This is a genomic window from Chloroflexota bacterium (assembly GCA_020161265.1).
In the GTDB taxonomy this organism is placed as follows: Bacteria; Chloroflexota; Chloroflexia; order Chloroflexales; family Herpetosiphonaceae; genus Herpetosiphon.
The window spans coordinates 168,266-190,394 of the sequence record JAIUOC010000009.1 but is presented as its reverse complement, the minus strand read 5'-3'; the positions used below and the strand labels follow the sequence as shown (position 1 = coordinate 190,394).

Genomic DNA, 22,129 nt, shown 5'->3' with positions numbered 1-22,129 from the left:
CCTCTATTGGCCAGTGCTGCCAGCAGCAGGCGCAGGCAAATTACCATTGATATCGGGAAAGGCCTCGCCATTATAGGCTCGTAGCACATCAACCACCGCTGGCAAGGCCAATGTCCCCGAGCCGTCGCCCAAATCGCCAGTGCCTTCGAGCATTGCCAAAATTGCTACTTTAGGATTATCGAACGGCGCAAAGCCAACAAACCATGAGTGCGAACGCAAATATGGCCCTTCGGCATATTCGGCGGTTCCGGTTTTGCCTGCCAAATCCAGCCGATCGATATCGGCCAAAATTGCGCCTGCTGGTTTGTTGTTGCCGTTGGCGATCCGATTGTAGGCATCGGAATCACGGACTGAGCGCCGCATGCCTTCGCGAATAATCGCCCAATGCTCTGGGGCAAGTTCAATCGTGTGTTCAATCACTGGGGTGAGCGTGATCGTGTCGGTGCGGTTCAAATCGGTGATCGCTTTGACGACTTGTGGTTGATAAACTGAACCACGATTGGCGGTGGCGACGGTAGCCCGTAGCAATTGCAGTGGGGTAACTTGCACATCGCCCTGACCAATTGCGGCGATATAGGTATCGCCAACGCCCCAACGTTCGCGGCGCTGTTTCTTCCACTCTTTATTCGGAATAATCCCCGAATCTTCGCCCGGCAAATCGATTCCAGTCAATTTATCGAAACCAAATTCGCCCGAAACCGTCTCATACAACCGATCAATCCCCAAACCGCCTTTGATTTGCGGATCGGTTGGTTTGAGATTGGTAACATAATCGGTACCGCCAGCAACCGTGTTGAAAAAGACGTTCGATGAAACTTTCAAAGCATCGGAAACGTTGATCAGGCCATTGGCGCGACGGTTGGAGTTAGGATATTGGTTGGTCAAGGCTTCGTTATATTCGTTGCGCACAATCAAAAAGCCTGGGTCTTGAATCTGCGTGCCAGGATTGATGATATCGCTATCTAGGGCTGCGGCAGCAGTAAATTGCTTGAAGGTCGAGCCAGGTGGATATTTACCAGCAATTGCCCGATGCAGCAATGGCGTATTTTCTTCATCGGTAAATAAATCGGTAATTTCTTCAACCTCACCGCGATTAAAGGCGTTGTTATCATAGGCTGGCAAGCTGACCGAGGCCAAAACCGCCCCCGTGTTGACATCCATCACCATAATCACGCCTTTATTAATGCGATCATATGAGGCATATTTGGCTTGATCTTTGCCCGGCGTGTTGGCTAAACGCACGCGGCGTTGATCTGCAACATCGAGCCATTTTTGTAAAATTGCTTCGCTGGCTCGCTGCAAATTCATATCAATATTCAAAATCAGATTTTTGCCATCTTCCATTGGCTGTAACACTGTTGGTTCGCCGACAATCCGATCCCAAACATCAACCGAAATTTGATTCGTGCCTAGTTTGCCGCGCAAGGTCGATTCATAATAATTTTCGATCCCATCAACCCCAATCAAATCGCTTTCGAGATATTGACGCGGGCCGTCAGCATCATTAGTGGGATTATAACGAGCCAGTTGCTTATCGTTAATCCGAATCATATAGCCTAATAAATGCGAGAGCGATTGGACTTCGGCGCTCAGTGGGTAATCGCGCTGGAAGCCATCGACCACCCGCACACCGGGCAAGGCCAGCGCGTTTTCGCGAATCGCCAAGGCCACATCATCAGGAATATTTTTGGCGACTGGCACAACCAAATAACCAGGCAGATTGGCTTTGGCTAATACCTTTTCAACCCCAGGTTGCAGGGTAATCACATCGGTGTAGGCTTGGCTCAATTGCAGCGCGGTCAATGCCTTACCCATCGGCACTGTCACCGTGATCGATTGCGCTGGGGCGAAGTTGGTATCGGCAGGTAAAATTGGCGAGATGCCATAAATTGCTGCGGCTAAAGCTGGATCTTCTTGTAATTTGGTGGTTGGCGAGAGCGTGAAGGTATCGCTGAAAGGCAACAACATGCTCAGCCGCATATACACCGCATTGCGCTCAGCGCGTTTGCGCGGCAGCGATTCGGCTTGAATCCCCAAGATCGAGGTTGGAACCGAGGCTGCTAGCAGGGTTGTGCCATCGCTGGCAAAAATCTCGCCACGTTGAGGGGCAACATAATCGCGGCGGGTAATATTTTGCTCAATTGAAGCGCGTGAAGTTGCGGCGCTACTGCCAAATTGCAATTGCTGCAATCGTGCGAGCAAGACCACAAAAATAATTAAGCTCACGACCCGTAAGCCGATCAAGCGACCGCGCATAGGGTTCTCCTTGATGATAAAGTTTAGTGGCGGATTTTGCGCTCGTTCCACCATTGCAAAACGAGGAAGGTTGGCAAAACCGCAATTGCATTGATAATCATGGCTGGCACAAGCACCACAATCGCCCAACTCAGCCAATCGTCGGTGCCACCGCGAAACACTTGGGTAACTAAGTGATACAGCGGGGTCAAGCCGATGGTTAGTAAGAGCGATGTTGGCCATGTATCGGGTGGGAAGCGCTCGGCAGCAAGGCTACAAACCCAAGTAACCAGCAATAAAGCCAAGGCATGGCTGCCAAACGGCGAGTAGCCCACCACATCAATCAGCAAGCCACCATACATGGCGATGGCAGCACCCTTGGCAGCATCGGCTAGCAAGGTCCAACAAACCACCGCCAACAACACCAAATTTAAGTGCGCATTAAAGATCGTTGGCAATAGGGTGGTCTGAATAATCACGGTTAATCCAACGATCAGGGCCAACCAAAGCTGCCCGCGCAGCCGTTCGCTTAATCTTCGCCGACGATAATCCATACAGTCCGCACCACATCAGGATCAAAATATGGTTCAATATCGGCTTGTTGGCCGTGGCCGTCGGGGCGAATTGCGCTGACCCGACCAATTGGCACGTCGGGCGGAATCCGCGCAGCAGGTGCATCGAAGGCCAGTGCTTTGCTAATGCCAGCGGTCAACACATCGTCGCCAACGCTGAATTTAGCGTCACGATCGATATGGCGCATAATCAGGCGTGAGCCAAGCTGCCATTGACCAAGCACATCGCCCATTGGTTGGCTAATGCTGCCGCTTTCTTGTTCGCTGGTTACCTGCGATAACACCTGGCCGCTCACTACCGAACGCGCATCGGTAATGAGCAAAACTGTGGCGTTATGTTGGCTGACCGTATCGACCAAGCCAATTAGCGCATCGGGGCTGCCATTGACGTGTGAAACCACAGGCATGCCCACGGCCAAACCATCAACCGTACCACGATCGATGCTAATTACCCGATTGCCAGCATCGGCGGAGCGACTGACCACATTGCCAATGACTGTGCGCCAGCCATAGCGTTCGCGCATGCCAGCAGTGCGGCGCAAGGTTGTGTTTTCAGCGGCAGCGCTGCGCAATTGGACATTTTCGTTTTCAAGTTCGGTGACGCGTTCTTGCAAGGCCGCCAAATCTTGGGCGGCCTGCGACGAGCCAAAAATACCGCCGAAGGTATCGCTAATTGCTAAACGAATATTCGTCAGTGTGCGGGTAACTGGAGTCAAAACGCGAGCCGTATTGTCGGTAACCGGCGTGAGAATTCCTTGTTGATCGAGCAATAACAGCACAACCACAAAACATGCCAGCCAAACAATTAGCTTGGTTGCCCGTTGGGCGTTGCCTGAGCGACTTAACATGACTACCCACGTTTGATGCGACGCGATTCCTGCGAACGCCGAATCGTGTCACGGTATTTATCAAATTCCTCGATCATTTTGCCTGTGCCGCGTGCCACACACGACAACGGATCTTCGGCGATATGCACTGGCATTTTGGTTTCAGCAGCGATCCGCCGATCAAGGCCACGCAGCATTGAGCCACCACCAGCCAAGGTAATGCCATGCTCCATAATATCAGCGACCAATTCTGGCGGGGTTTCTTCCAAGGCCGTGCGCACCTCAGAAACAATATTGGCAACTGGGCCAGCGATCCCTTCACGCAACTCAATGCTGCTAATTTCAATCGCTTTGGGCAAGCCTGTTAGCAAATCGCGGCCACGCAGGGTAACTTTGATTTCTTCTTCAAGCGGGTAGGCTGAGCCAGCGGCAATTTTGGCTTTCTCGGCCATGCGCTCGCCAATCAGCAAGTTATATTCACGCCGCGAAAAAGCAATTACAGCCTCGTCGATTTCGTCGCCAGCGGTGCGCAACGAGTGGTTAATCACAATCCCGCCCAGCGAGATGACGGCCACTTCCGTTGTACCACCACCAATATCGACAACCATTGAGCCAGTTGGTTCGGTCACAGGCAAGCCTGCACCAACAGCCGCCGCCATTGGTTCTTCGATCACATAGGCTTCGCGAGCGCCAGCATTCATTGCGGCATCACGGGCGGCGCGTTTTTCCACGTCGGTCACGCCCGATGGCACACCGACGATCACCCGTGGGCGGCCAGCGATGCTAGCGCCAACATGTTTATGGGCTTGGTCGAAAAAATACTTCATCATCTTTTCGACAACATCAAAATCGGCAATCACGCCATCGCGGAGCGGGCGGACTGCTACAATATTGGCAGGGGTTTTCCCAACCATGGCCTTGGCCGCAGCGCCAAAAGCTTGGGGAATTCCAGTGCGTTTATCAATAGCCACCACCGATGGCTCAGAAATAACAATGCCTTTGCCGCGTAAATAGACTAAAGTATTGGCAGTGCCTAAGTCCATGCCAATATCGCGGCTAAATGAGCGAAAAAATGATCTAAACATATATGGTGCGATGATCTTTCTGCTGCAGCGCTCGCGTGGATGATTGGTAAGAAGTCAAGGTGCAGGCCGGAGCCACAGCCCCGCAAGCGGGTTTTTTATCCAAAAAAGAAGGGCTTTTGGCCCTCGTATACGCGCCATTATAGCATAATCGCGTCAAGCGAGACCCGTGTTAAGCTGATAGCTAGCTGATAGCAAGGCGCTAAAACCGCCATCACCGAGGATGTTGCCATGATTCGAGTTGCAATTGTTGAAGATCAACGGATTGTTCGCGAAGGCTTAATTGCTGTTTTAGAGGATGAAACAACGATTGAGATTGTGGGCGAGGCTGCTAACGGTCAGGCAGCCCTCGATCTGTATGCCCAAGAACTACCCGATGTCGTTTTGATGGATTTACAAATGCCCGTGATGGATGGCCCCACCGCGATTGGTCAGCTCTGTCAGCGCTGGCCCCAGGCTAAAGTGCTGGTGCTCACCACCTATGCAACTGATGAGTTTATTTGGGCCGCCTTGCGAGCCGGGGCCAAGGGCTATCTATTAAAGGATGCTTCGGCAGATGAATTGGTTTCGGCGATTCAGGCGGTTGCCAAGGGCAGCACCCACCTTGCGCCGGATATTGCCGCCAAACTGGTGGCTGGCGTGAGCAATCCCCAACCTGAATCGTTAACCCCACGCGAATTAGAAGTGCTGCACCTGCTAGGGCGTGGCCGCTCCAACGGCGAAATTGCGCTTGAGTTGGATATTGCTTTGCGCACCGTTAAAGTGCATGTGCAAAATATCTTGGGCAAGCTTGGTGCGACCAATCGCACCGAGGCCGTTAGTATTGCCGTGCGCCAAAAATTGATCAGCCTCACATGAGCAAGGATGAAGGATGAGGGATGAAGGATGAAGGAAGTTAATCACATAGAACAAATTAAGTTTTAACGCAGCGATTCAAAGAGTTGGCATGGCTGAAGTTCCAGCCAATCGATTAGCACCACAGAATCAACCTTTGTGTGCTTCGTGTTCTTCGTGGTTGAAAATCGTATCCTTGGAACCGCGAAGAACGCCAATGCTAGGTTGGCTGAAGTGCCAGCCAATCGATTAGTACCACAGAATCGGCCTTTGTGCGCTTGGTGTTCTTCGTGGTTAAAAACTGCTTGTATGTAAACTTAAGCTTCTTTGATGATGCGTAGGGCTTCGCTGATATGTTTGTTGGCATTCAGCAACGATGAAAAAATATGCTGAATTGAGCCTTTTTGATCGATGATGTAGGTGACACGGCCTGCCAAAATGCCCAAAGTGGTTGCACCATAGAGTTTACGTACCGCCCCTTCGCGATCGCTCAACAAGGTAAAAGGCAGCCGATGATTGGCGGCAAACTGCTCGTGCGACTCGACCGAATCGCTGCTAATGCCGATCACTTCGGCTCCGGCTTGCTTGAATACCTCATATTGGTCGCGAAAGGCACAGACTTCGGCCACGCAGCCAGCCGAATGATCCTTGGGATAGAAAAATAAAACGATTTTCTTGTGGCCGAGTAGGTTCTGTAAATCGACGAGTTGGCCCGCTTGGTTGGGCAGGCTGAAGGTTGGGGCTTGATCGCCAACGGCTAATTTGCCAGTAGTTGCAGTAGTCATTGATTAATGCTCCAGTTCAAGATTAATGTTGTTGCAAAATGCGTAACGATTCGTCAATGTGTTTTTGGGCATTCAAGCGTGATGAGAAAATATGCTGAATTGTGCCTTGTGGATCGATAATGTAGGTGACGCGACCTGTAAAAATGCCCAAGGTGGTTGCGCCATAGGCCTTGCGCACAGCACTATCGCCATCGCTCAACAAGGTAAAGGGCAAGCGATGTTTGGCGGCAAATTGTTGATGCGACTCAACTGAATCGCTGCTTACGCCAATCACCTCGGCTCCCGCTTGCTTGAACACCTCGTATTGGTCGCGAAAAGCACACACTTCGGCGACACAAATGAGCGAATCATCTTTGGGATAGAAAAACAGCACAATATGCTTTTTACCCAGCAAATCTTGTAAATCGACAAGTGCTCCAGTTTGGTTGGGCAAGCGAAAGCTTGGGGCTTGGTCGCCAACTTGAAGTTTGCCAGTGGTTGTGGTTGTCATGGGTCTTGCTCCAGCACTAAATCTTGTTTGCTGGTTTGATTATCGCTGGCGGCTTTCCCGTTTGGTTTCCCAAATCGATTCCGGCATTTGGTGATTTTGGTTTAAAATGGTTGCCTAGTTGACTTTGGGTTGGGAATTGGCGATGGAGCTACGCTGCTATTTTTTGGGGCAGCCCCAAATTGTTTACAACCAAACGGCAATCCATGTGACCAATGCCAAGGCTATGGCGCTGTTGGCCTATTTGGCATGTCACAATCAACCGCAACCGCGTGAGCGAATTTTAGGCTTGCTCTGGGCTGAAAGTAGCAGTGGTGCTGCGCGGAAGAACCTGAGCAATTGTCTTTGGCAGTTGCGCCAACAGCTCGGCGAGGGCTGCATCTTTAGCCACGATGATCGGCTGAGTTTGGGGAGTGCGGTCTGGAATGATTTACAGGCGCTGTGGCAATTGGATCAGCCTGATCTGCCAACCTTGCTTAATTGTTATCATGGCCCGTTGCTCGATGGCCTAAACTTACGCGATGCGCCTGAGTTTGAATTGTGGTTGTTGCAGGAGCGCAATCGGCTGCATCAACACTATCTACAACTGCTTGAGCAAGCCTTGCAAACGACCAACGATCAGCAGCAAAAACTGCAACTTGCCAATTATGGTTTGAGCATTGATTCCTTGCACGAGCCATTCGTGCAAGCGGCGATTCAGGCTTATTTGGCGCTTGATCAACGGGCTAATGCCTTGCAACACTACACCAATTTTCAACATCAGCTTGAGCAACAACTTGGCTTAGAGCCAGCCGCCGCCACCCAAGCCTTACGTCTGCAAATTCTCGGTACGCCCACAACTCCGATCATTCAACCGCCGCGCTTGCCAACCCCGCGCAATACCAGCAAATTAATTGGCCGCGAGCCGGATTATGGCTTGTTGCATGCTGCTTGGCAACGTAGTTTGCAAGGCCAAGTGCAAGTTGTGTTGCTCACAGGCGAGTTGGGCATTGGCAAAACCAGTTTATGGCAAACTTGGCTAGGCCACATTCGCGAGGAACATCAGGTTGTGGTTGCACGTGGGCTAGAAATTACTCAATTGCTGCCATTTGCGCCCTTTTTAGCTTGGACTGACCAAACGGCGTTGTTCGATTGGCTATTTGGCGCACAATCGCCGCTATCACCCTACTGGCAGAGCGAATTAGCTCGCTTGATTCCCGATTTCAAACAGCGCGAGATTATTCCGCCGCTGAGTAATGCTACGCCTGCCGAAGAACGCCGCCGGATCTTCGAGGCTATGTTACAAGTATTAATGCTCTTTGCTGATCAGCCGTTGGTATTGGTGCTTGATGATGCGCACTGGGCCGACCAACTTTCGCTGGGATGGCTGGGCTATGCCGCCGAGCGCTTGCAATTCAAATCTGCGCTGATCATTTTGACCTATCGAGCTAACCAAGTACAAGGGGAATTGGCAAACTTAATCTGGCATTGGCAGCGCAACCATATCGCCCAGCGCCATGAATTACAACCACTTAGCCCGCTCGAAAGCGAACAATTGGTGCTCCAACAGGGCGGCGATCAGCAGCGCAGTGCCCAACTGTATCGGCGTAGTCGCGGCAACCCTTATTTTTTGCAAGAACTATTGCATGCGCCAAGCGAACAAATTCCTAGCTCGCTGGCCGATGTCGTTGGCTTGCGTTTAATCAACTTACCGAACGCCGCCCAAGCCTTGCTTTCTGCCGCCATGATTTTGGGCATCAACAGCACCCTCGAATTGCTGCAACAGGTCAGCCATTGCGCCGAAGATCAAGCGCTTGATATGCTTGATCTGTTATTGCAGCAGGGTATTTTGGCTGAGCAAGCGGGCCAATATCAAATTGCCCATCCCTTGATTGGCGAAGTTTGGCAGCAGCAGCTGAGTCCTGCTCGTCGCCAAGTATTTCATCGGCGGGCTGCTGAAGCCTTGGCCGAGAGCTATGCGGGCATGTTGCCAATGGTGGCTGTGCAATTAGCTAGCCATTACGAAGCGGCTGGCAAAGCCCACGAAGCCGCTCGTTATGCCGAAATGGCGGGCTACCATGCCTTGATTATGGCAGCTGGCTCAGAAGCAGTGGTGCTGTATCAACGAGCCTTAACCTTAGAGCCAACGCCATTGCGCCAACTTGGTTTGGGAAGGGCATGGGTGCTGCAAGGCGATTTGGTCGCGGCTCGTGCTAGTTTTAATGCAGCGCGGCAAGCCTTTGAGCTACTTGGCGATTTTGAGGGCGCAGCCCAAGCTAGCCTTCAGTTAGCGGCAAGTTATCAATAGCAGTCTACCTAGTGTTTTGCGGCGAGATATGTTTGCAAAAATGCCACCATCTTGGCGATTGCGGCAGTTGTATCGGCTGAGGCTTTGTAAGTAAAGCCATGGGCTGCCTCAGGGTAATCGTGGCATTCGGTGGCAACTCCAGCGTTTTTGAGCATTTGCTCATAGCGCAAAGCCTCATCGTGCAGCGAATCGCGGCCCGCCAGAATAAACAACGCTGGCGGCAAGCCCACTAAATCGGCTGGCTCAGCATACACAGGCGAAACATATGGATGCTTGGCTTGGCTGGTTTCGCGATAGCAATCATCGAACATTGCCGCCATCTGCGGCGGAATTGCGCCCTTGGGATTAGGCTTAGCAAACGGGCTGGTCGCAAGATCCAACGGTGGATAATCGAGCACTTGGCAGACAAATTGGAATTGGCCTTCGTGCTTGGCTTTGAGGCATGTTACAGCGCTTAAATTACCACCAGCGCTATGCCCACCAATCGCCATCAGATTGCGAGCAATTGCGTAGCGCTCAGCGTTTTCATAAAAATGTTTGACCACCGCATACACCTGATTAACCGCCGTGGGATAGGGAAATTTAGGCGCTTTGGCATAGTCGATGCTGATCACTTTGCAGCCAACTTGCTGTTGAAATTGCAAATTCATGGCTTCGTCCATATCGGCACTGCCCAAAATAAAGCCACCACCATGCAAATCGAATAGAATTGGGCTTGGTTTGGGATTTTCTAAGCCATAGCCGAGCACCCGAACCTTGCCAAATTCAGTTGGAATCGATAGCTCTTGGCGGCCAACTGAGCGTTTGAAACGGTAGAAAAATCGCTGAATTAGGCTCACTAAACGCTGGGCATTGGCAAAACGTTGGGCTTTTTTGATATGTTGTTCGCGAGTTGGTGTGGTTGTCATTGGAAGCCACCCTTCCGCATAAATCGATTAATCAGGAGCTATTTTAGCACCAGAATACGATTCAGATCACTAAAGCAACTTGACAAGTTGCCAGCTAAGCCGTATTCTACACAGCGGTAGATTCGACTCCGTAGCTCAGTGGATAGAGCGTTTGCCTCCGGAGCAAAAGGTCGCGCGTTCGAGTCGCGCCGGAGTCGCCAAAAAAACCGTGACGAGCATTGCTCATCACGGTTTTTGTTTTTTTAGGAATTTAGGGCTGCTTACGGCTGATATTCCAACGGCTGGATTTAACCGGTTTAGGTTGCGGGTTGGCAATTTGTTCAGTCCGCCAAACGTGATAGATCCGTTGAATGGCGGTGATATTGGTGAAAATCGCCAAAATCCATAGCCCAGCCATCAACCAATTCAGAATCAAGCAGGTGCACAAAATTGTGATCCGTTCTGGCCGACCAAGCCAGCCAGTTTCACAAGGAATACTCAAACCTTCAGCGCGTGCCCGCGCATAGCTGACCATAATCGAGCCAATAATCGAACAATAGACCAAGGTCAACGCTAGCGTGGTTGGTCCAACCATCTTAGTATGAATAAAGATCAACAGGCCAAAGAATACGACCGCCTCACTATAGCGGTCCATAATTGAATCGAAGAACGCCCCAAAGCGGCTACTCTGATTGGTGGCACGCGCCAGCGCCCCATCAAACAGATCAAAAATACTGGACAGAATCAACAAAATGCCGCCGACCTGTAAACTGCCATTTGCCAGCACAGCCGCAACTCCAGCAGTCAACAAAACGCCAATCAGCGTGACCATATTGGGCGTAATTCCGAGCCGACTAAGCACTGGAGCGACAAAGTGTTCCATTAAGCGACGTGCCCAGCGTTTGATGCCGGTGCTATACATAGAGCCTCCTTGAACATCCTAACCAGAGAGAATGCCACGGTAGAAGGCAAACACACGTTGAGCAACTCGATCCCAGGCATAGAGTTGCGCCTTAATTGTACCCGCTTCTGCCATTGCAGCCCGTAATACTTGATCTTCGATCAGTTGCAAGATCGCAACCGCCAAAGCTTGGGCATTGCGGGCTGGCACCAGCAACCCTTGCACCCGATGATCCAACACATCGCGATAGCCAGGGTTATCAGCAGCTACCACTGCTGCCCCAGCGGCCATGGCCTCAAGCAAGACGATGCCAAAGCTCTCGCCACCAGTTGAGGGTGCGCAAAAGAGGGTGGTTTGTTGGTAAAGTGCAGCTAACTGGGCCTTGCTCACATAGCCCAACCATTCCACATGGCGAATTTGCCATTGGCGAATGGCTGCCAGAAATGGAGTTGGGTCGCCACTGCCTGCAACAATTAAACGTGTATCAGGGCGAGTTCGTTGCACATAGCTCATCGCTTCAAGCAAATAGCGAAAGCCTTTACGTTCTTCGTTGAAGCGGCCCACAAACAAGACACTTGGGCTGGCTTGGTTCAGGCCAAAACTTGGTTGCTGGGTGCTGTAGGTCGCTACATCAACCCCATTCGGGATAATTGTATAGTCTGCGGGAAAATAGCGATGGGCAAATTCTTGAGCTGCTGCCGAAACCGCAATTCGTCCATGCAATTTTGGTTCCAAGCGCCGCAGCAAGGCTAGAATTGAGGTATAGCCAATCGAGCGCGTGCCTGCCGCGTGGAAGGTTCCAACATTTGGCACGCTAGAACGGCTCAGAAAAGTCGTTGGCAGGGTTGGCGAAAATGGCTCGTGAATATGCGCAATATCAAAATGATGCTTTTGAAAAATTTGACGAATTTTAGGCCCAAGGGTTAACGAAAGGCTTACCCGCGCAACCGAACCATTGACCGCAACCGGTGTAACATGACCAAGTGGAATAAAATCGGGATCAGGCGGCGTGCCCTTGGAATAGGGCGCAATTAAGGTCACGCGATGGCCCCAGGCCCGAAAATAGTGGGTTAGTTGATTGACATGCTCAGTTACCCCGCCAGCGTAGGCCGCATCGTATGGCCATACGAGGGCAATATGCAATGAATCGCTGGCCATAGGCTCCTCACAAGGTTTCTCCATTGAGCAATGACTCAATCAAGGCAATCAGTTGCTCATCGGAGTAGAAATCGATGCGGACATAGCCGCCATTGCCTTGGCGTTTAACTTCCACTTTGGTGCCAAGTTGACGGGTCAGTTGATCGACCGCTGCCGTATCGTCAACGTTGGGTACGACTGGCTCGGCTGGCATATTGTTGCGGGTTGGGGCGGCTGGCGTTGGTACACCGTTGCGCCGTGATGCACGGGGAGCCGCGCCGCGTTGCTGAATGGCGATTCTGGCTTGAGCGGGGGTTTGGCTTTCGTGCTTAATCAACTGGGCCATTTTTTCGGCCTCGCGCACCGAAAGCCGAAACTCCAAAATCTGCTCCATCGCCAAAATTTGGGTGCGCTCATCCTCGATCGTAATTAACTGCTTGAGATGCCCCGCCGTGAGTTGCTGCTCCATCACTGCTTGTTGCAAAGGCGATGGCAGTTTGAGCAAACGCAGCGCATTGGTGATCGCAGGGCGACTTTTGCCCACCCGCTCGGCAATACCTTGATGGCTCAAGCCAAACTCATCGTGCAATAATTGATAGGCTTGAGCTTCTTCCAATGGATTCAAATCGGCTCGCTGGATATTTTCAACCAAGGCCAATTCAAGCCGCTCTTGGGGCGTGACCTCTTTGATAATTACCGGAACTTCGCTTAGACCAGCTTGTTGAGCTGCTCGCCAGCGGCGTTCGCCAGCGATCAACTCATAGCCAGTCGCGGTACGAGTCACCACCAAGGGCTGCAAAATTCCATGGGTCGCAATCGAAGCGCTCAATTCTTCGAGCGCTTCGGCAGTGAAAATTTGGCGCGGCTGATGCGGATTCGCCTCGATTGATTCGATTGGCACGCTATGCAACGCGCCAACCATCGGCGTTGACGTTGTTGGATCAGGGCGAATCAGCGCTCCTAAGCCTTGGCCCAAACCACGTTTTTTGGGGTTCATGCCGCCTCCAGCCTGCGACTTAGTTCATCGACCAGCATGGCATAGGCCATTGCGCCCTTGCTGGCTGGGTCATACTCGCGAATCGTTTGGCCATGGCTGGGGGCTTCACTCAGGCGAATCGAGCGGGGAACTAAGGTATTGAAAATTCGTTGTGGAAAATATTGGCGCACCTCGGAGACGACCTGCTGCGCTAAATTGGTGCGACCATCGTACATCGTCATCACCACCCCTAAAATACTCAAAGCGGGGTTAAGCGATGTGCGCACCAGATCGATCGTATTTTTGAGTTGCGCCAAGCCTTCCAAGGCCAAATATTCGCATTGCAATGGGATAATAACCCCATGAGCGGCACATAAGGCATTCAGGGTTAGCAAGCCCAACGATGGTGGGCAATCGATCATAATTGTATCGAAGGTGCTGGCGATTGGAGCCAGGGCATCACGCAGGCGATGCTCGCGCCGATGCTCATCAACTAACTCAACTTCGGCTCCAGCCAGCTCAACAGTTGCTGGCAGCAGTTGCAATTGCTCACGGCCAGTTGCGGTTAACACAATTTCGGTTGGTGCATTGCCTAGAAGCACATCATACACCGTAGCTTTGAGCGCTTTTTTGTTAATGCCCAAACTGGTGGTGGCATTACCCTGCGGATCAAGATCAATCACCAACACCCGTTGGCCGCGGGCAACAAGCTCCGCAGCGATATTCACGGTCGAGGTGGTTTTGCCAACGCCGCCTTTTTGATTTGCTACTGCAATAATTCGTGGTGCCATACACTTATTTCACAACATACTATCTCGCGCCGAATTGTACCATACCATCGCTGTTTGGTCTTGTCTATCACTAGAGTATTTTGGGGGAAATTGGGGTTAATTCCAAACCAGCAACCAATTGGGTGTTGCTGGCGCTACGATTTGGCTTAGCACAGCCTATAGTTGGCGAAATTGCTCAATTTGCTGGGCGGTGGGCAAACCTGGAATTGCTCCACGCACAAGAGTCGCTAAGGCTCCGGCAATACAGGCCCGTTGTAAGGCCCGCTCAAATCCAGTTTGATCAGCGGGTAAGTTGGGTTGCTGAATTAATTGGGCTAATAAGCAGGCGACAAAGCTATCGCCAGCACCGGTTGCATCGATTGCCTGCACTTTGGGCGCGGCCACATGGCCCGATCCAGCGGCAGTTTGATACCAACAGCCTGCGCCGCCATCGGTTACCACAATCACTTGGCTGCGTTCATGCCATAAACTTTGAGCAGCGGCCAACGGATCGGCTAGTGCAGTCAGAAATTCGGCTTCTTCACGGCTGAGTTTAACAATTTGGGCTAATGGCAAGAGCTTGAGCATCACCCGCCGTGCTGCTTCCAATGAGGGCCAAAGCGCTGCCCGCAAATTGGGATCAAACGAGAGCACCGCGCCATTGGCATGCGCTAGCTCAATTGCACGTAAGGTGGTTTGGTAGCCCAAATCGTTGCTGGCGCTGATTGAGCCGAAATGCAAAAGCTCAATATTAGCAAATTGACGTGGGTCAAGATCGCTTGGTGCAAACAGCATATCAGCGCTGGGATGGCGATAAAACATAAAATCGCGTTCGCCATCAGCTTGCAGCGCCACAAATGCTAAGGCTGTGCGAGCCTGCTCAGTGCGACGCAGGCCTTGGATATTGACATCGTGCTGAGCCAGTGTGTCAGCCAAAAAATCGCCAAAAGGATCGGCTCCGACCATGCCCAAAAAGCCACTGGCAATCCCCAAACGTGCTAAGCCAACTGCAACGTTGGCAGGCGCACCACCAGCGGCGCGTTGCCAGAGCGGTGTATTGGCAACCCCTAAACCAGCTTCGGTTGGCACAAAATCCACCAATAATTCACCGAGACATAAAGCCTGTGTCATGGCAACTCCCGTTATGCTTGGCTGAGTTTGCTGCTGCTGGCGCGTTCGATCAGATTGACGGGCAAGGTATAGAGGGTTGGGCGGCGTGTGCCTTCATTGAGCGCTGCCAACAAAACTTCGGCTCCTTTACGGCCCATTTGCTCCATTGGCTGATGAATTGTGGTTAAACCCACCAACTGCGCCATTTCGAGATCATCATAGCCAACCACGGCCATGTCTTCGCCCGCCTTCAGGCCGCGTTCGCGCAAAGCATCAATCACGCCAAAGGCTAAATCGTCGTTGGCAGCAAAAATAGCGCTCGGTGGCTCGGGCAAGGCCAGCAATTCAAGCGCCGCCTGATGGCCCCAATCGCGCCGATCAAAGCCTGGTCGCAGATATTCAGGCTGCAAGGGAAGATGATGCGCAGTGAGAGCAGCTTCGTAACCTCGCCGCCGATCACGGTTGACGGTAAAACCCAAATCTGGTTCCAACTGACCCGAAACAAAGCCAATCCGCTGATGGCCTTGGCTGATTAGATGTTCGACGGCTTTGAATGCCCCACCCACATTATCGACGACCACTGAGGGTAAATTGGCAACTTGAGTGTCGATCATAACTGCTGGCAAATTAGCCGCTTGCAAGCGTTTGATTTCAGGCTGAGCCAAAGGCAACGAAACGATTAATAGCCCATCGGTACGCCCCAAAAATGGCAGCGTATTAAAATAGCGCGTGCGTTGTTCCGGCGAATCAACATTAAAAATAATCAGCTGATATTCAGAATTAGCCACAACCGCTTCGATGCCCCGCAGCACTTCAATAAAAAATGGCCGCGTAAGGAAGGGCAGAATAATCGCAATCGCATTGGTTTTGGCGGTTACCAATTGGCGAGCAGCATGATTTGGCCGATAACCAAGCTCGTCGATTACTGCCAAAACTCTGGCACGGGTTTCTGGTAGCACGTTGGGCGATTCGTTGAGTACCCGCGAAACGGTTGCAATGCCAACTCCCGCCCGTTTCGCCACATCTTTAATCGTATATGCCATGGGTTTGTACTCTCCAATGAGCCATGGAAACGCTTCCAGAGCATCTTATCCTGAGTATAGCCAGCTTGTCAAGCGTGTGCGAAAAATCATACCATAGGCCATGCAAAAGGGCGATAGCTTAGGGTTGGCTATAGACAATTGTCCAATAGTGGCCGTAGGTGGCTTGGGCATTTTGGGCATGGCCGATGCCAAACTCACTAATATTGGGGTTGAGCAACTCGGCTTGTAAGGCCGGATCATTGATCAATGCGTTGAAGGCAGCCAGCGGTGTGCTATGACCCGCACTAATATGTACATTCCAAAAGCTGGCGATATAGTTGGCTTGGCGTAGCAAATCGCCAATGGTTTGGCCTGCTTGATTGGAATTGCTGAAATAGTTGTTGGTGGACATATCGCTGCTGTGGGCTTGCGCCACGGCCAGCACTTGCGGTTGCAAGGTCAGTGGGGCAACTCCATTTTGGCTGCGAAACTGGTTGATCAAATCAGCCAGTTGGCTAATTTCGGGAGCAAGCGGGGTTGGCTCAGGCGTTGGTTCAGCGGTTGGTGGCACTTGCGTTGGCTCAGGGCTTGGCTGAATCACGGCGGTTGGTAATTCGGGGGTTGGTTCAGCAGTTGGCTCACTGGTGGCAGGAACGCTCGTAGCGGTGGGCGTGCTTGATGGTAAATTAATAATGCCAATCATTGGTGATGTCGGCGTTGCTTCGACTGCGCCAGCCGATTGCATCGTCATCAGCACTTGCCAACCAATCAGGCCAGCAATAATTAACAAACTAACAATCCCCATCGCATACCAACGGGGCTTGATTTTGACTTGAGCTACTTCCGGCAGCTTGGCCCCATTGAGCGCAATGGTGGCTTGGCCTGCACTCGAAACCACCCGCGGCCCACGCACAGTATTGTTTTCGTTGGTGCTGGCCGTGGCTTTGCTTGGTTGTTTGAGCAATTGCAAGGCAACTTTAGCCGAATCGGGCCGTTTATTTGGATCTGGCTCCAACAATTGTAAGATGAGCGCATCCAAGCCTGCTGGCACATTATCGGCCAATTCATTGGGGCGGCGCAACCGTACATGGCCTGAAATCCGCGATTCAGCTGGCACTGGTGCATGGCCAGTCAGCATGTGGTAGGCAGTTGCGCCAAGGCTATATAAATCGGAGCGGGCATCGGTTGCTCGACCACGAGTTTGCTCAGGTGAGGCATAAAATAGCGAAAAGGCTTTGGCGGCAGTTTCCGTGCTTTGGCTGCGCTTGGCGATGCCAAAATCGAGCAACACCAAACGCTCATCGGCGGTACGCTTGATATTCTCGGGCTTGATATCGCGATGAATAATATTGAGCGCATGCAATTGGGCTAGTTGGCCTAGCATAATGGTTAGAAAATGCTCGACAATATTAGGGGCAATGCGTTCGTGGGCTTCGATTAATGCGCCAACTGTTGTGCCGCTAATGAACTCCATCACCAACGCAATTACATTGCCATCGCTCCAAATATCGTAAATTTCGGGAATAAATGGCAGTTGGCGGGCATGCTGAGCCAGAATTTGCGCCTCAACGTTGACCTGTTCGCGCATGGCTGGCGAGTTGGCAGTAATCAATTTAATCGCATAATGACGGGCTAAATCGATATCAAAGGCCTCATAGACCACCCCAAACCCACCTTGGCCGAGCAAGCCTTTGACGCGGTAGCGATTGCGCAGCAGCAAGGGCTGATGACATTGCGAACAACGAACATCCGTTGCTGTCACAACGGTTTGACATGCATAACAGTTGATCGTCATAGTGCCACCCTATCGCTAAGCCAAGAGAACCAATAGCCCTAGCCTACACCAACCATGCGGGTCAATGCAATGGATAATCAGGCCTATTTTACAACCCACGACCCCGCGCCAAATGGCTGCTTGCAGCTAGTCCAAATGCTGTCGCTGGGTGTGAATTCTGCTACAATAGAACTATGATAAAACTACTGATGAGTTGGAATATAGCAGAAGGCCGCGAGCAAGCTCATCTTGAGTATGTCACGAGTGAGTTTGTTCCTGCTCTGATGAAGCATGGCGCGATCAGCGATGCCTGGCTTTCGTTGGGTGGTACGCCTGAGGCTCCCGAAATGATCCTCGGGATAACCTCGGATGAAGAAATCGAACTCCGCTCGTTTATGCAGAGCAACGAATGGCAAGAATTGAGCGCCAAGCTTAGCCGCCATGTTGCTGATTTTCGCTACTGGTTCACCAACAAAATCCAGAACCCTGGTGGGTTTCAGATGTAAGCTAAACCAAGCAAGGCGATCTAGCTGATGCTAAATCGCCTTGCTTGATAGTGCCAACAGCAATTGCCTAGGCTGCAACCGCCTCAACCTGCTTTAGCCTTTTTTAATTAATAAGCGAATCGCGGTGCGTTCCTCTTCATCGATGGCAACATCAATAAACGAAGGCACACACACAATATCGATTCCTTCTTCTTGCAGATACGAGCGGGCGATTGCTACCGCTTTAATCGCCTGATTGGTTGCACCAGCGCCGATCGATTGAACTTCGGCATGGCCCGCCTCGCGAATAACTCCGGCAATGGCCCCGGCAACAGCCGATGGGCGTGAACGGGTAGAGACCTTTAATACTTCGGCATCTTTGTGTACTGCGCCAGCATTGCTGGGAGCATCGGCTGAAGTGGTCCGTTGGTCGTCGTTGCTAAAGCGATCAAGTTGATACGCCATTGCTGCCTCCTTGAAAAGGAACGGTAGAGATTGCTGTCATGCACGCATCGCGCCTTCTCGGTTTGAGGGGGGAGGGCGATGAACACGGACTTGCCAAGCCGCATGCCCACGATGGTACAAAAACCATCTTGGCCCTCTCCCTCACACACAGAGCCTCGCCCTATGCTTACCGTGCATAATCAACCGCACGGGTTTCGCGGATGACGGTAACTTTGATTTGACCTGGATATTGCAGGGTACTCTCGATCTTTTTGGCCACTTCGCGGGCCAAATGGATACTTTCAAGATCATCAAGCGCATCGGGTTGCACCATAACCCGTACTTCCCGACCGGCTTGAATTGCGAATGCCCGTTGAACACCAGGAAACGATGTGGCGACATGTTCAAGAGCTTCGAGCCGCTTAATATACAAGTCGATGGTCTCGCGGCGAGCGCCTGGGCGACCACCAGAGATGGCATCGGCGGCTTGAACAAGAAAAGCCTCAACAGTTTGAGGTTCCTCATCGTTATGATGGGCAGCAATTGCATGAACTACCGCCGCGTTGCGGCCAAGCCGTCGGGCAATATCAGCCCCGATTAACGCGTGCGGCCCTTGTACATCGTGGTCAATGGCTTTCCCAATATCATGGAGCAGCGCTGCGGTCTTGGCAACCTGCACATTGGCACCCAATTCTGCTGCCATCGCTCCTGCCAAAAAGGCACATTCTAACGAATGCTGCAAGACATTTTGGCCGTAGCTAGTACGATATTTCAACCGCCCCAGAATCTTCAAGAGATCTGGATGAAGGCCTTGGACGTTGGCTTCGTAGGCCACGCGTTCGCCTTCTTCGCGGATTATTTGCTCAAGGTCTTGGCGGGTTTTATCAGCGACTTCCTCAATCCGGGCGGGGTGAATCCGACCATCTTTCAACAATCGGTTCAGGGTTAAGCGGGCTACTTCACGACGTACTGGGTCGTGGCACGAGAGTGTAACCGCTTCGGGCGTATCATCGACAATAATATCGACACCAGTAATTTGCTCGAATGCGCGAATATTGCGCCCTTCGCGCCCGATAATCCGACCCTTGAGTTCCTCGCTGGGCAGTTGTACCGTGCTTACAGTAATTTCGGCGACATAATCTGATGCACAGCGTTGGATCGCCAACCCAACGATTTTGCGTGCAATCCGATCGCCATCGAGCTTTGCTGCCGCTTCGATTTCGTGGATGCGGCGAGCAGCCTCGGCACGGGTTTCTTGTTCAACACGAGAGAGAATAATTTCACGTGCTTGTTCGTTAGTGAGACCTGCGACCCGCTCTAGCTCAGCTTGTTGGGCTGTGCGTAGGCGTTCGGCTTCGCTGTGTAAGTTTTCGACCGCTCGCTCGCGCTGGCCTAACTGGCGATCGCGCTTTTCGGTTTGGTCGAGCTTACGTTCGAGAGTTTCTTCTTTGCGATTGACCCGTTCTTCTTGTTTTTGCAAGCGTAAGCGGGCTTCGCGGAGTTCGTTTTCACCAACTTCCCGCAGTTGTTGTTGTTCTTCGCGGGCTTTTAATTGCAATTGTTTGTACTCAGTCTTGGCTTGTTCTAATTGTAGTTGTGCTGCTGCTTCAGCTTGGGCCAGTGCTACACCAGATTTTTTCGTTAACCAAACATAGGCACCGCCTGCGCCTGCAGCTAGGCCAATGAGTAAAGCCAGAGCTGGAAGGATAAAGTCCACAGGGTTTCCTCCTGGCTCAATTGTTAAGGTTCACCGACGAAATGGCACGATGATAAGCTGTGTTAAGGGTTTGCTAAGAATTCCGTTTCCTGCCGTATCATAGACGTTTTGCTAGGTAGTGTCAAGCTGATACGTGATACAGATTCCTCCCTTGGTGTTATCCCTCTGATCCTACACCATGAGCGGTTTTATATCCCCTTTATGTGGGATGATTTACGGGGGATATTTTCTCCAAGTTTCTCTAGATTCTCTCCATTTAGGCGCATTTTTCTCTAAACTTGCTGCAATTGCGAGGAGCCTTATGATCATTATGCTTAATTGAACATAGCTTTTTATTTAAAATATTTCCTAACAATTATCAACATTTATCAGTTGAAATCCGTGCTAAAACACCAATTCAGGCCATGAATGAATCATTCAAAGCCTAGATTGCTCGCTGGTAAACGGCACATTTGTTGGGAGTTTTGGGAGTTTTTAGGGTGATTGTTACAAAGTTTTAATCAAAGCTCCGTTTGGATTGGCTATTCGAGTCCAGCTCGTGGATCAAGTATGAACAATACCATACATCAACCATGCTTTTCCAACTCCAGGATCATCGATCTGCTGATGTTCCTCTGTGTGTCCAAAAGACCGCAATACGCATCCAGCCAATCAACAAAGCTCTGCCTGAGCATAGCCCGCGTCACGGGGTCGCCAAAGAGCGCATCAAACTGCTGTTTTTTGGTTCGGTTGGCGTGTGAGAGTCCCCCATAGACCCACAGATCAAACACCTGCCGCTGGGTGAGCGGCGTTTCGATCCTGCCGATCACGTTTCCATCGTGATCGACGACTTGCTCCCGATCAATCAGCTCCGTAACTCCATTCAATGCAATAGCGAATAAGTCTCGATTCGCAAGATAGAGGTAGGCATGCTCGGTGCCAATCGTTGCATCCTGATAGTAGTGCGCAAGGTTTTCCAGCGAACATTCTTCAGTATCGTCGAGGAAGCACCGCATGGTCAGCACAAACGCAGCGGTTGCTTCGGATCTGGGTCCTAGAGCTATCGCATTGGACAGATACTGGTCGTTGGCTGCACATGCAGCTCGTATTTTGGCTTCGTTCCGACGTTTTACTAGCGACTGGATAAAGGACAATTTCCATTTAGATCGCTTCCGACGGTGGTAGGTGCGCCCTTCCCATCGTTTGGCTTCGTTCTCGCGCCTGATGTGCTGGACAAAGGATAAGCCCAACAGCGTATCAACCTTCTCATTAAAGCGCCGCAGGATAGCGATAAAGTGCTCAATGTTCGATGGCGTGGCACGACGTAACACCGCACCGTAGGCCACGAACCGCTCTCCAACCGCCGTGATCGGCTGAAACTGGATACTCTCGGCGTGGGCCTCCAGCGATTGCTTGAACGCAAGAACTTCCGCTCGTAAGTCGCCTTCAACCCGAATCCTCACCATGGCTTTTATGATTCTCCTATACTGTTCATCATCCGGAGATGATTCTGTGGTGGCACGCACGAGCTTCGCCCCCTTGGTGAGGAGATCACCATAGTTATCTTGAAGGGTTAACATTCCTGACACCCCAGAACTGAGTTTGGGCATGCTCACGTTATACGCGCTAATCGCGATCACCACAAAAGAGCCTTTGTTTGCCATGGAAGTTTTGTCGGGAAGGCGAATTTCGAGAATATCCCCGATACAAATATCAGTGAGTGCTCGTCCACCAACGTGCCAATATTGTGAAGAACGAGGCTCAATATGGATGAGGTCAAAGGCTAAATTGTTCATGGTCTCTCCCTCGTGTCTGTGA

The 22,129-nt window shown here is 51.5% G+C and carries 20 protein-coding genes and 1 tRNA gene; 4 read left to right on the top strand and 17 right to left on the bottom strand.

The features are described 5' to 3' along the window. Positions 1–3: 3 nt before the first annotated feature. The 4 genes from LCH85_20280 to LCH85_20265 are packed head-to-tail and all read right to left on the bottom strand — an operon-like array spanning position 4 to position 4,719. Positions 4–2,256 (bottom strand): peptidoglycan glycosyltransferase, encoded by a 2,253-nt coding sequence (locus tag LCH85_20280; GenBank protein MCA0354336.1) that lies wholly within the window; start codon positions 2,254–2,256, stop codon positions 4–6. A gap of 23 nt (positions 2,257–2,279) precedes the next feature. Next, on the bottom strand, positions 2,280–2,789 hold the full coding sequence (gene mreD, locus LCH85_20275) for a rod shape-determining protein MreD (protein ID MCA0354335.1): 510 nt from the start codon (positions 2,787–2,789) through the stop codon (positions 2,280–2,282). Next, the gene (gene mreC / locus LCH85_20270; GenBank protein MCA0354334.1) at positions 2,765–3,655 is read right to left on the bottom strand and encodes a rod shape-determining protein MreC; all 891 of its coding nucleotides are present in this window, start codon (positions 3,653–3,655) and stop codon (positions 2,765–2,767) included. Before mreC ends, mreD begins: the two co-directional genes overlap by 25 nt. Before the next feature lie 2 nt (positions 3,656–3,657). Further along, a complete protein-coding gene (locus LCH85_20265) occupies positions 3,658–4,719 on the bottom strand; it encodes a rod shape-determining protein (GenBank protein ID MCA0354333.1) in 1,062 nt (353 codons plus the stop codon). Between the two features lie 228 nt (positions 4,720–4,947). On the opposite strand from LCH85_20265, the gene LCH85_20260 reads away from it, so the two are divergent. Continuing rightward, positions 4,948–5,574 carry a response regulator transcription factor gene (locus tag LCH85_20260; protein MCA0354332.1) on the top strand — a complete coding sequence of 209 codons (627 nt, stop codon included), beginning with the start codon at positions 4,948–4,950 and terminating at the stop codon, positions 5,572–5,574. A 293-nt stretch (positions 5,575–5,867) separates the two neighbouring features. On the opposite strand, the gene LCH85_20255 is transcribed toward LCH85_20260, so the two are convergent. After that, the gene (locus LCH85_20255; GenBank protein ID MCA0354331.1) at positions 5,868–6,335 is read right to left on the bottom strand and encodes a peroxiredoxin; all 468 of its coding nucleotides are present in this window, start codon (positions 6,333–6,335) and stop codon (positions 5,868–5,870) included. A 22-nt stretch (positions 6,336–6,357) separates the two neighbouring features. Beyond that, entirely contained in the window at positions 6,358–6,825 is a 468-nt protein-coding gene (locus LCH85_20250; protein ID MCA0354330.1) for a peroxiredoxin, read from the bottom strand. 142 nt (positions 6,826–6,967) lie between these two features. Between LCH85_20250 and LCH85_20245 the strand changes: the two genes are divergently transcribed. Further along, positions 6,968–9,109, top strand: a complete 2,142-nt coding sequence (locus tag LCH85_20245; protein ID MCA0354329.1) for an AAA family ATPase — start codon at positions 6,968–6,970, stop codon at positions 9,107–9,109. Positions 9,110–9,117: 8 nt separating this feature from the next. On the opposite strand, the gene LCH85_20240 is transcribed toward LCH85_20245, so the two are convergent. Next, the gene (locus LCH85_20240; protein ID MCA0354328.1) at positions 9,118–10,017 is read right to left on the bottom strand and encodes an alpha/beta hydrolase; all 900 of its coding nucleotides are present in this window, start codon (positions 10,015–10,017) and stop codon (positions 9,118–9,120) included. A gap of 124 nt (positions 10,018–10,141) precedes the next feature. On the opposite strand from LCH85_20240, the gene LCH85_20235 reads away from it, so the two are divergent. Continuing rightward, positions 10,142–10,217 (top strand) — tRNA-Arg (locus LCH85_20235). 50 nt (positions 10,218–10,267) lie between these two features. Here the strand turns inward: LCH85_20235 and LCH85_20230 are convergent. The 7 genes from LCH85_20230 to LCH85_20200 all read right to left on the bottom strand — a co-directional run bounded on the left by LCH85_20230 (position 10,268) and on the right by LCH85_20200 (position 17,707). Continuing rightward, positions 10,268–10,918 (bottom strand): CDP-alcohol phosphatidyltransferase family protein, encoded by a 651-nt coding sequence (locus tag LCH85_20230; protein MCA0354327.1) that lies wholly within the window; start codon positions 10,916–10,918, stop codon positions 10,268–10,270. Between the two features lie 18 nt (positions 10,919–10,936). Beyond that, positions 10,937–12,055: a glycosyltransferase family 4 protein gene (locus tag LCH85_20225; protein ID MCA0354326.1), complete on the bottom strand. Its 1,119-nt coding sequence runs from the start codon at positions 12,053–12,055 to the stop codon at positions 10,937–10,939. Between the two features lie 7 nt (positions 12,056–12,062). Then, positions 12,063–13,031 (bottom strand): ParB/RepB/Spo0J family partition protein, encoded by a 969-nt coding sequence (locus LCH85_20220; GenBank protein MCA0354325.1) that lies wholly within the window; start codon positions 13,029–13,031, stop codon positions 12,063–12,065. Next, positions 13,028–13,801, bottom strand: a complete 774-nt coding sequence (locus LCH85_20215; GenBank protein ID MCA0354324.1) for an AAA family ATPase — start codon at positions 13,799–13,801, stop codon at positions 13,028–13,030. Before LCH85_20215 ends, LCH85_20220 begins: the two co-directional genes overlap by 4 nt. Before the next feature lie 156 nt (positions 13,802–13,957). Continuing rightward, on the bottom strand, positions 13,958–14,911 hold the full coding sequence (locus tag LCH85_20210) for a PfkB family carbohydrate kinase (GenBank protein ID MCA0354323.1): 954 nt from the start codon (positions 14,909–14,911) through the stop codon (positions 13,958–13,960). A gap of 11 nt (positions 14,912–14,922) precedes the next feature. Further along, positions 14,923–15,933 (bottom strand): LacI family transcriptional regulator, encoded by a 1,011-nt coding sequence (locus LCH85_20205; GenBank protein ID MCA0354322.1) that lies wholly within the window; start codon positions 15,931–15,933, stop codon positions 14,923–14,925. A gap of 118 nt (positions 15,934–16,051) precedes the next feature. Further along, positions 16,052–17,707 (bottom strand): protein kinase, encoded by a 1,656-nt coding sequence (locus tag LCH85_20200; GenBank protein ID MCA0354321.1) that lies wholly within the window; start codon positions 17,705–17,707, stop codon positions 16,052–16,054. A 188-nt stretch (positions 17,708–17,895) separates the two neighbouring features. Between LCH85_20200 and LCH85_20195 the strand changes: the two genes are divergently transcribed. Further along, positions 17,896–18,192 (top strand): hypothetical protein, encoded by a 297-nt coding sequence (locus LCH85_20195; GenBank protein ID MCA0354320.1) that lies wholly within the window; start codon positions 17,896–17,898, stop codon positions 18,190–18,192. 93 nt (positions 18,193–18,285) lie between these two features. Here LCH85_20195 and LCH85_20190 read toward each other — a convergent pair whose 3' ends face one another. The 3 genes from LCH85_20190 to LCH85_20180 all read right to left on the bottom strand — a co-directional run bounded on the left by LCH85_20190 (position 18,286) and on the right by LCH85_20180 (position 22,107). After that, positions 18,286–18,492 carry a stage V sporulation protein S gene (locus LCH85_20190; GenBank protein MCA0354319.1) on the bottom strand — a complete coding sequence of 69 codons (207 nt, stop codon included), beginning with the start codon at positions 18,490–18,492 and terminating at the stop codon, positions 18,286–18,288. A gap of 310 nt (positions 18,493–18,802) precedes the next feature. Beyond that, positions 18,803–20,353, bottom strand: a complete 1,551-nt coding sequence (gene rny / locus LCH85_20185) for a ribonuclease Y (GenBank protein ID MCA0354318.1) — start codon at positions 20,351–20,353, stop codon at positions 18,803–18,805. A gap of 545 nt (positions 20,354–20,898) precedes the next feature. Next, complete coding sequence (locus LCH85_20180; protein ID MCA0354317.1) at positions 20,899–22,107, bottom strand: hypothetical protein; 1,209 nt, start codon at positions 22,105–22,107, stop codon at positions 20,899–20,901. Positions 22,108–22,129: the final 22 nt, after the last annotated feature.

What these genes read in the sequence shown, in the direction of transcription:
- LCH85_20210 (MCA0354323.1), bottom strand. Translation starts at nt 14,911, where the DNA reads ATGACACAGGCTTTATGTCTCGGTGAATTATTGGTGGATTTTGTGCCA.
- LCH85_20280 (MCA0354336.1), bottom strand. Translation starts at nt 2,256, where the DNA reads ATGCGCGGTCGCTTGATCGGCTTACGGGTCGTGAGCTTAATTATTTTT.
- LCH85_20240 (MCA0354328.1), bottom strand. Translation starts at nt 10,017, where the DNA reads ATGACAACCACACCAACTCGCGAACAACATATCAAAAAAGCCCAACGT.
- LCH85_20265 (MCA0354333.1), bottom strand. Translation starts at nt 4,719, where the DNA reads ATGTTTAGATCATTTTTTCGCTCATTTAGCCGCGATATTGGCATGGAC.
- LCH85_20220 (MCA0354325.1), bottom strand. Translation starts at nt 13,031, where the DNA reads ATGAACCCCAAAAAACGTGGTTTGGGCCAAGGCTTAGGAGCGCTGATT.
- LCH85_20245 (MCA0354329.1), top strand. Translation starts at nt 6,968, where the DNA reads ATGGAGCTACGCTGCTATTTTTTGGGGCAGCCCCAAATTGTTTACAAC.
- LCH85_20260 (MCA0354332.1), top strand. Translation starts at nt 4,948, where the DNA reads ATGATTCGAGTTGCAATTGTTGAAGATCAACGGATTGTTCGCGAAGGC.
- LCH85_20180 (MCA0354317.1), bottom strand. Translation starts at nt 22,107, where the DNA reads ATGAACAATTTAGCCTTTGACCTCATCCATATTGAGCCTCGTTCTTCA.
- mreD (MCA0354335.1), bottom strand. Translation starts at nt 2,789, where the DNA reads ATGGATTATCGTCGGCGAAGATTAAGCGAACGGCTGCGCGGGCAGCTT.
- LCH85_20215 (MCA0354324.1), bottom strand. Translation starts at nt 13,801, where the DNA reads ATGGCACCACGAATTATTGCAGTAGCAAATCAAAAAGGCGGCGTTGGC.
- LCH85_20195 (MCA0354320.1), top strand. Translation starts at nt 17,896, where the DNA reads ATGAGTTGGAATATAGCAGAAGGCCGCGAGCAAGCTCATCTTGAGTAT.
- LCH85_20255 (MCA0354331.1), bottom strand. Translation starts at nt 6,335, where the DNA reads ATGACTACTGCAACTACTGGCAAATTAGCCGTTGGCGATCAAGCCCCA.
- LCH85_20250 (MCA0354330.1), bottom strand. Translation starts at nt 6,825, where the DNA reads ATGACAACCACAACCACTGGCAAACTTCAAGTTGGCGACCAAGCCCCA.
- LCH85_20205 (MCA0354322.1), bottom strand. Translation starts at nt 15,933, where the DNA reads ATGGCATATACGATTAAAGATGTGGCGAAACGGGCGGGAGTTGGCATT.
- mreC (MCA0354334.1), bottom strand. Translation starts at nt 3,655, where the DNA reads ATGTTAAGTCGCTCAGGCAACGCCCAACGGGCAACCAAGCTAATTGTT.
- LCH85_20200 (MCA0354321.1), bottom strand. Translation starts at nt 17,707, where the DNA reads ATGACGATCAACTGTTATGCATGTCAAACCGTTGTGACAGCAACGGAT.
- LCH85_20230 (MCA0354327.1), bottom strand. Translation starts at nt 10,918, where the DNA reads ATGTATAGCACCGGCATCAAACGCTGGGCACGTCGCTTAATGGAACAC.
- LCH85_20225 (MCA0354326.1), bottom strand. Translation starts at nt 12,055, where the DNA reads ATGGCCAGCGATTCATTGCATATTGCCCTCGTATGGCCATACGATGCG.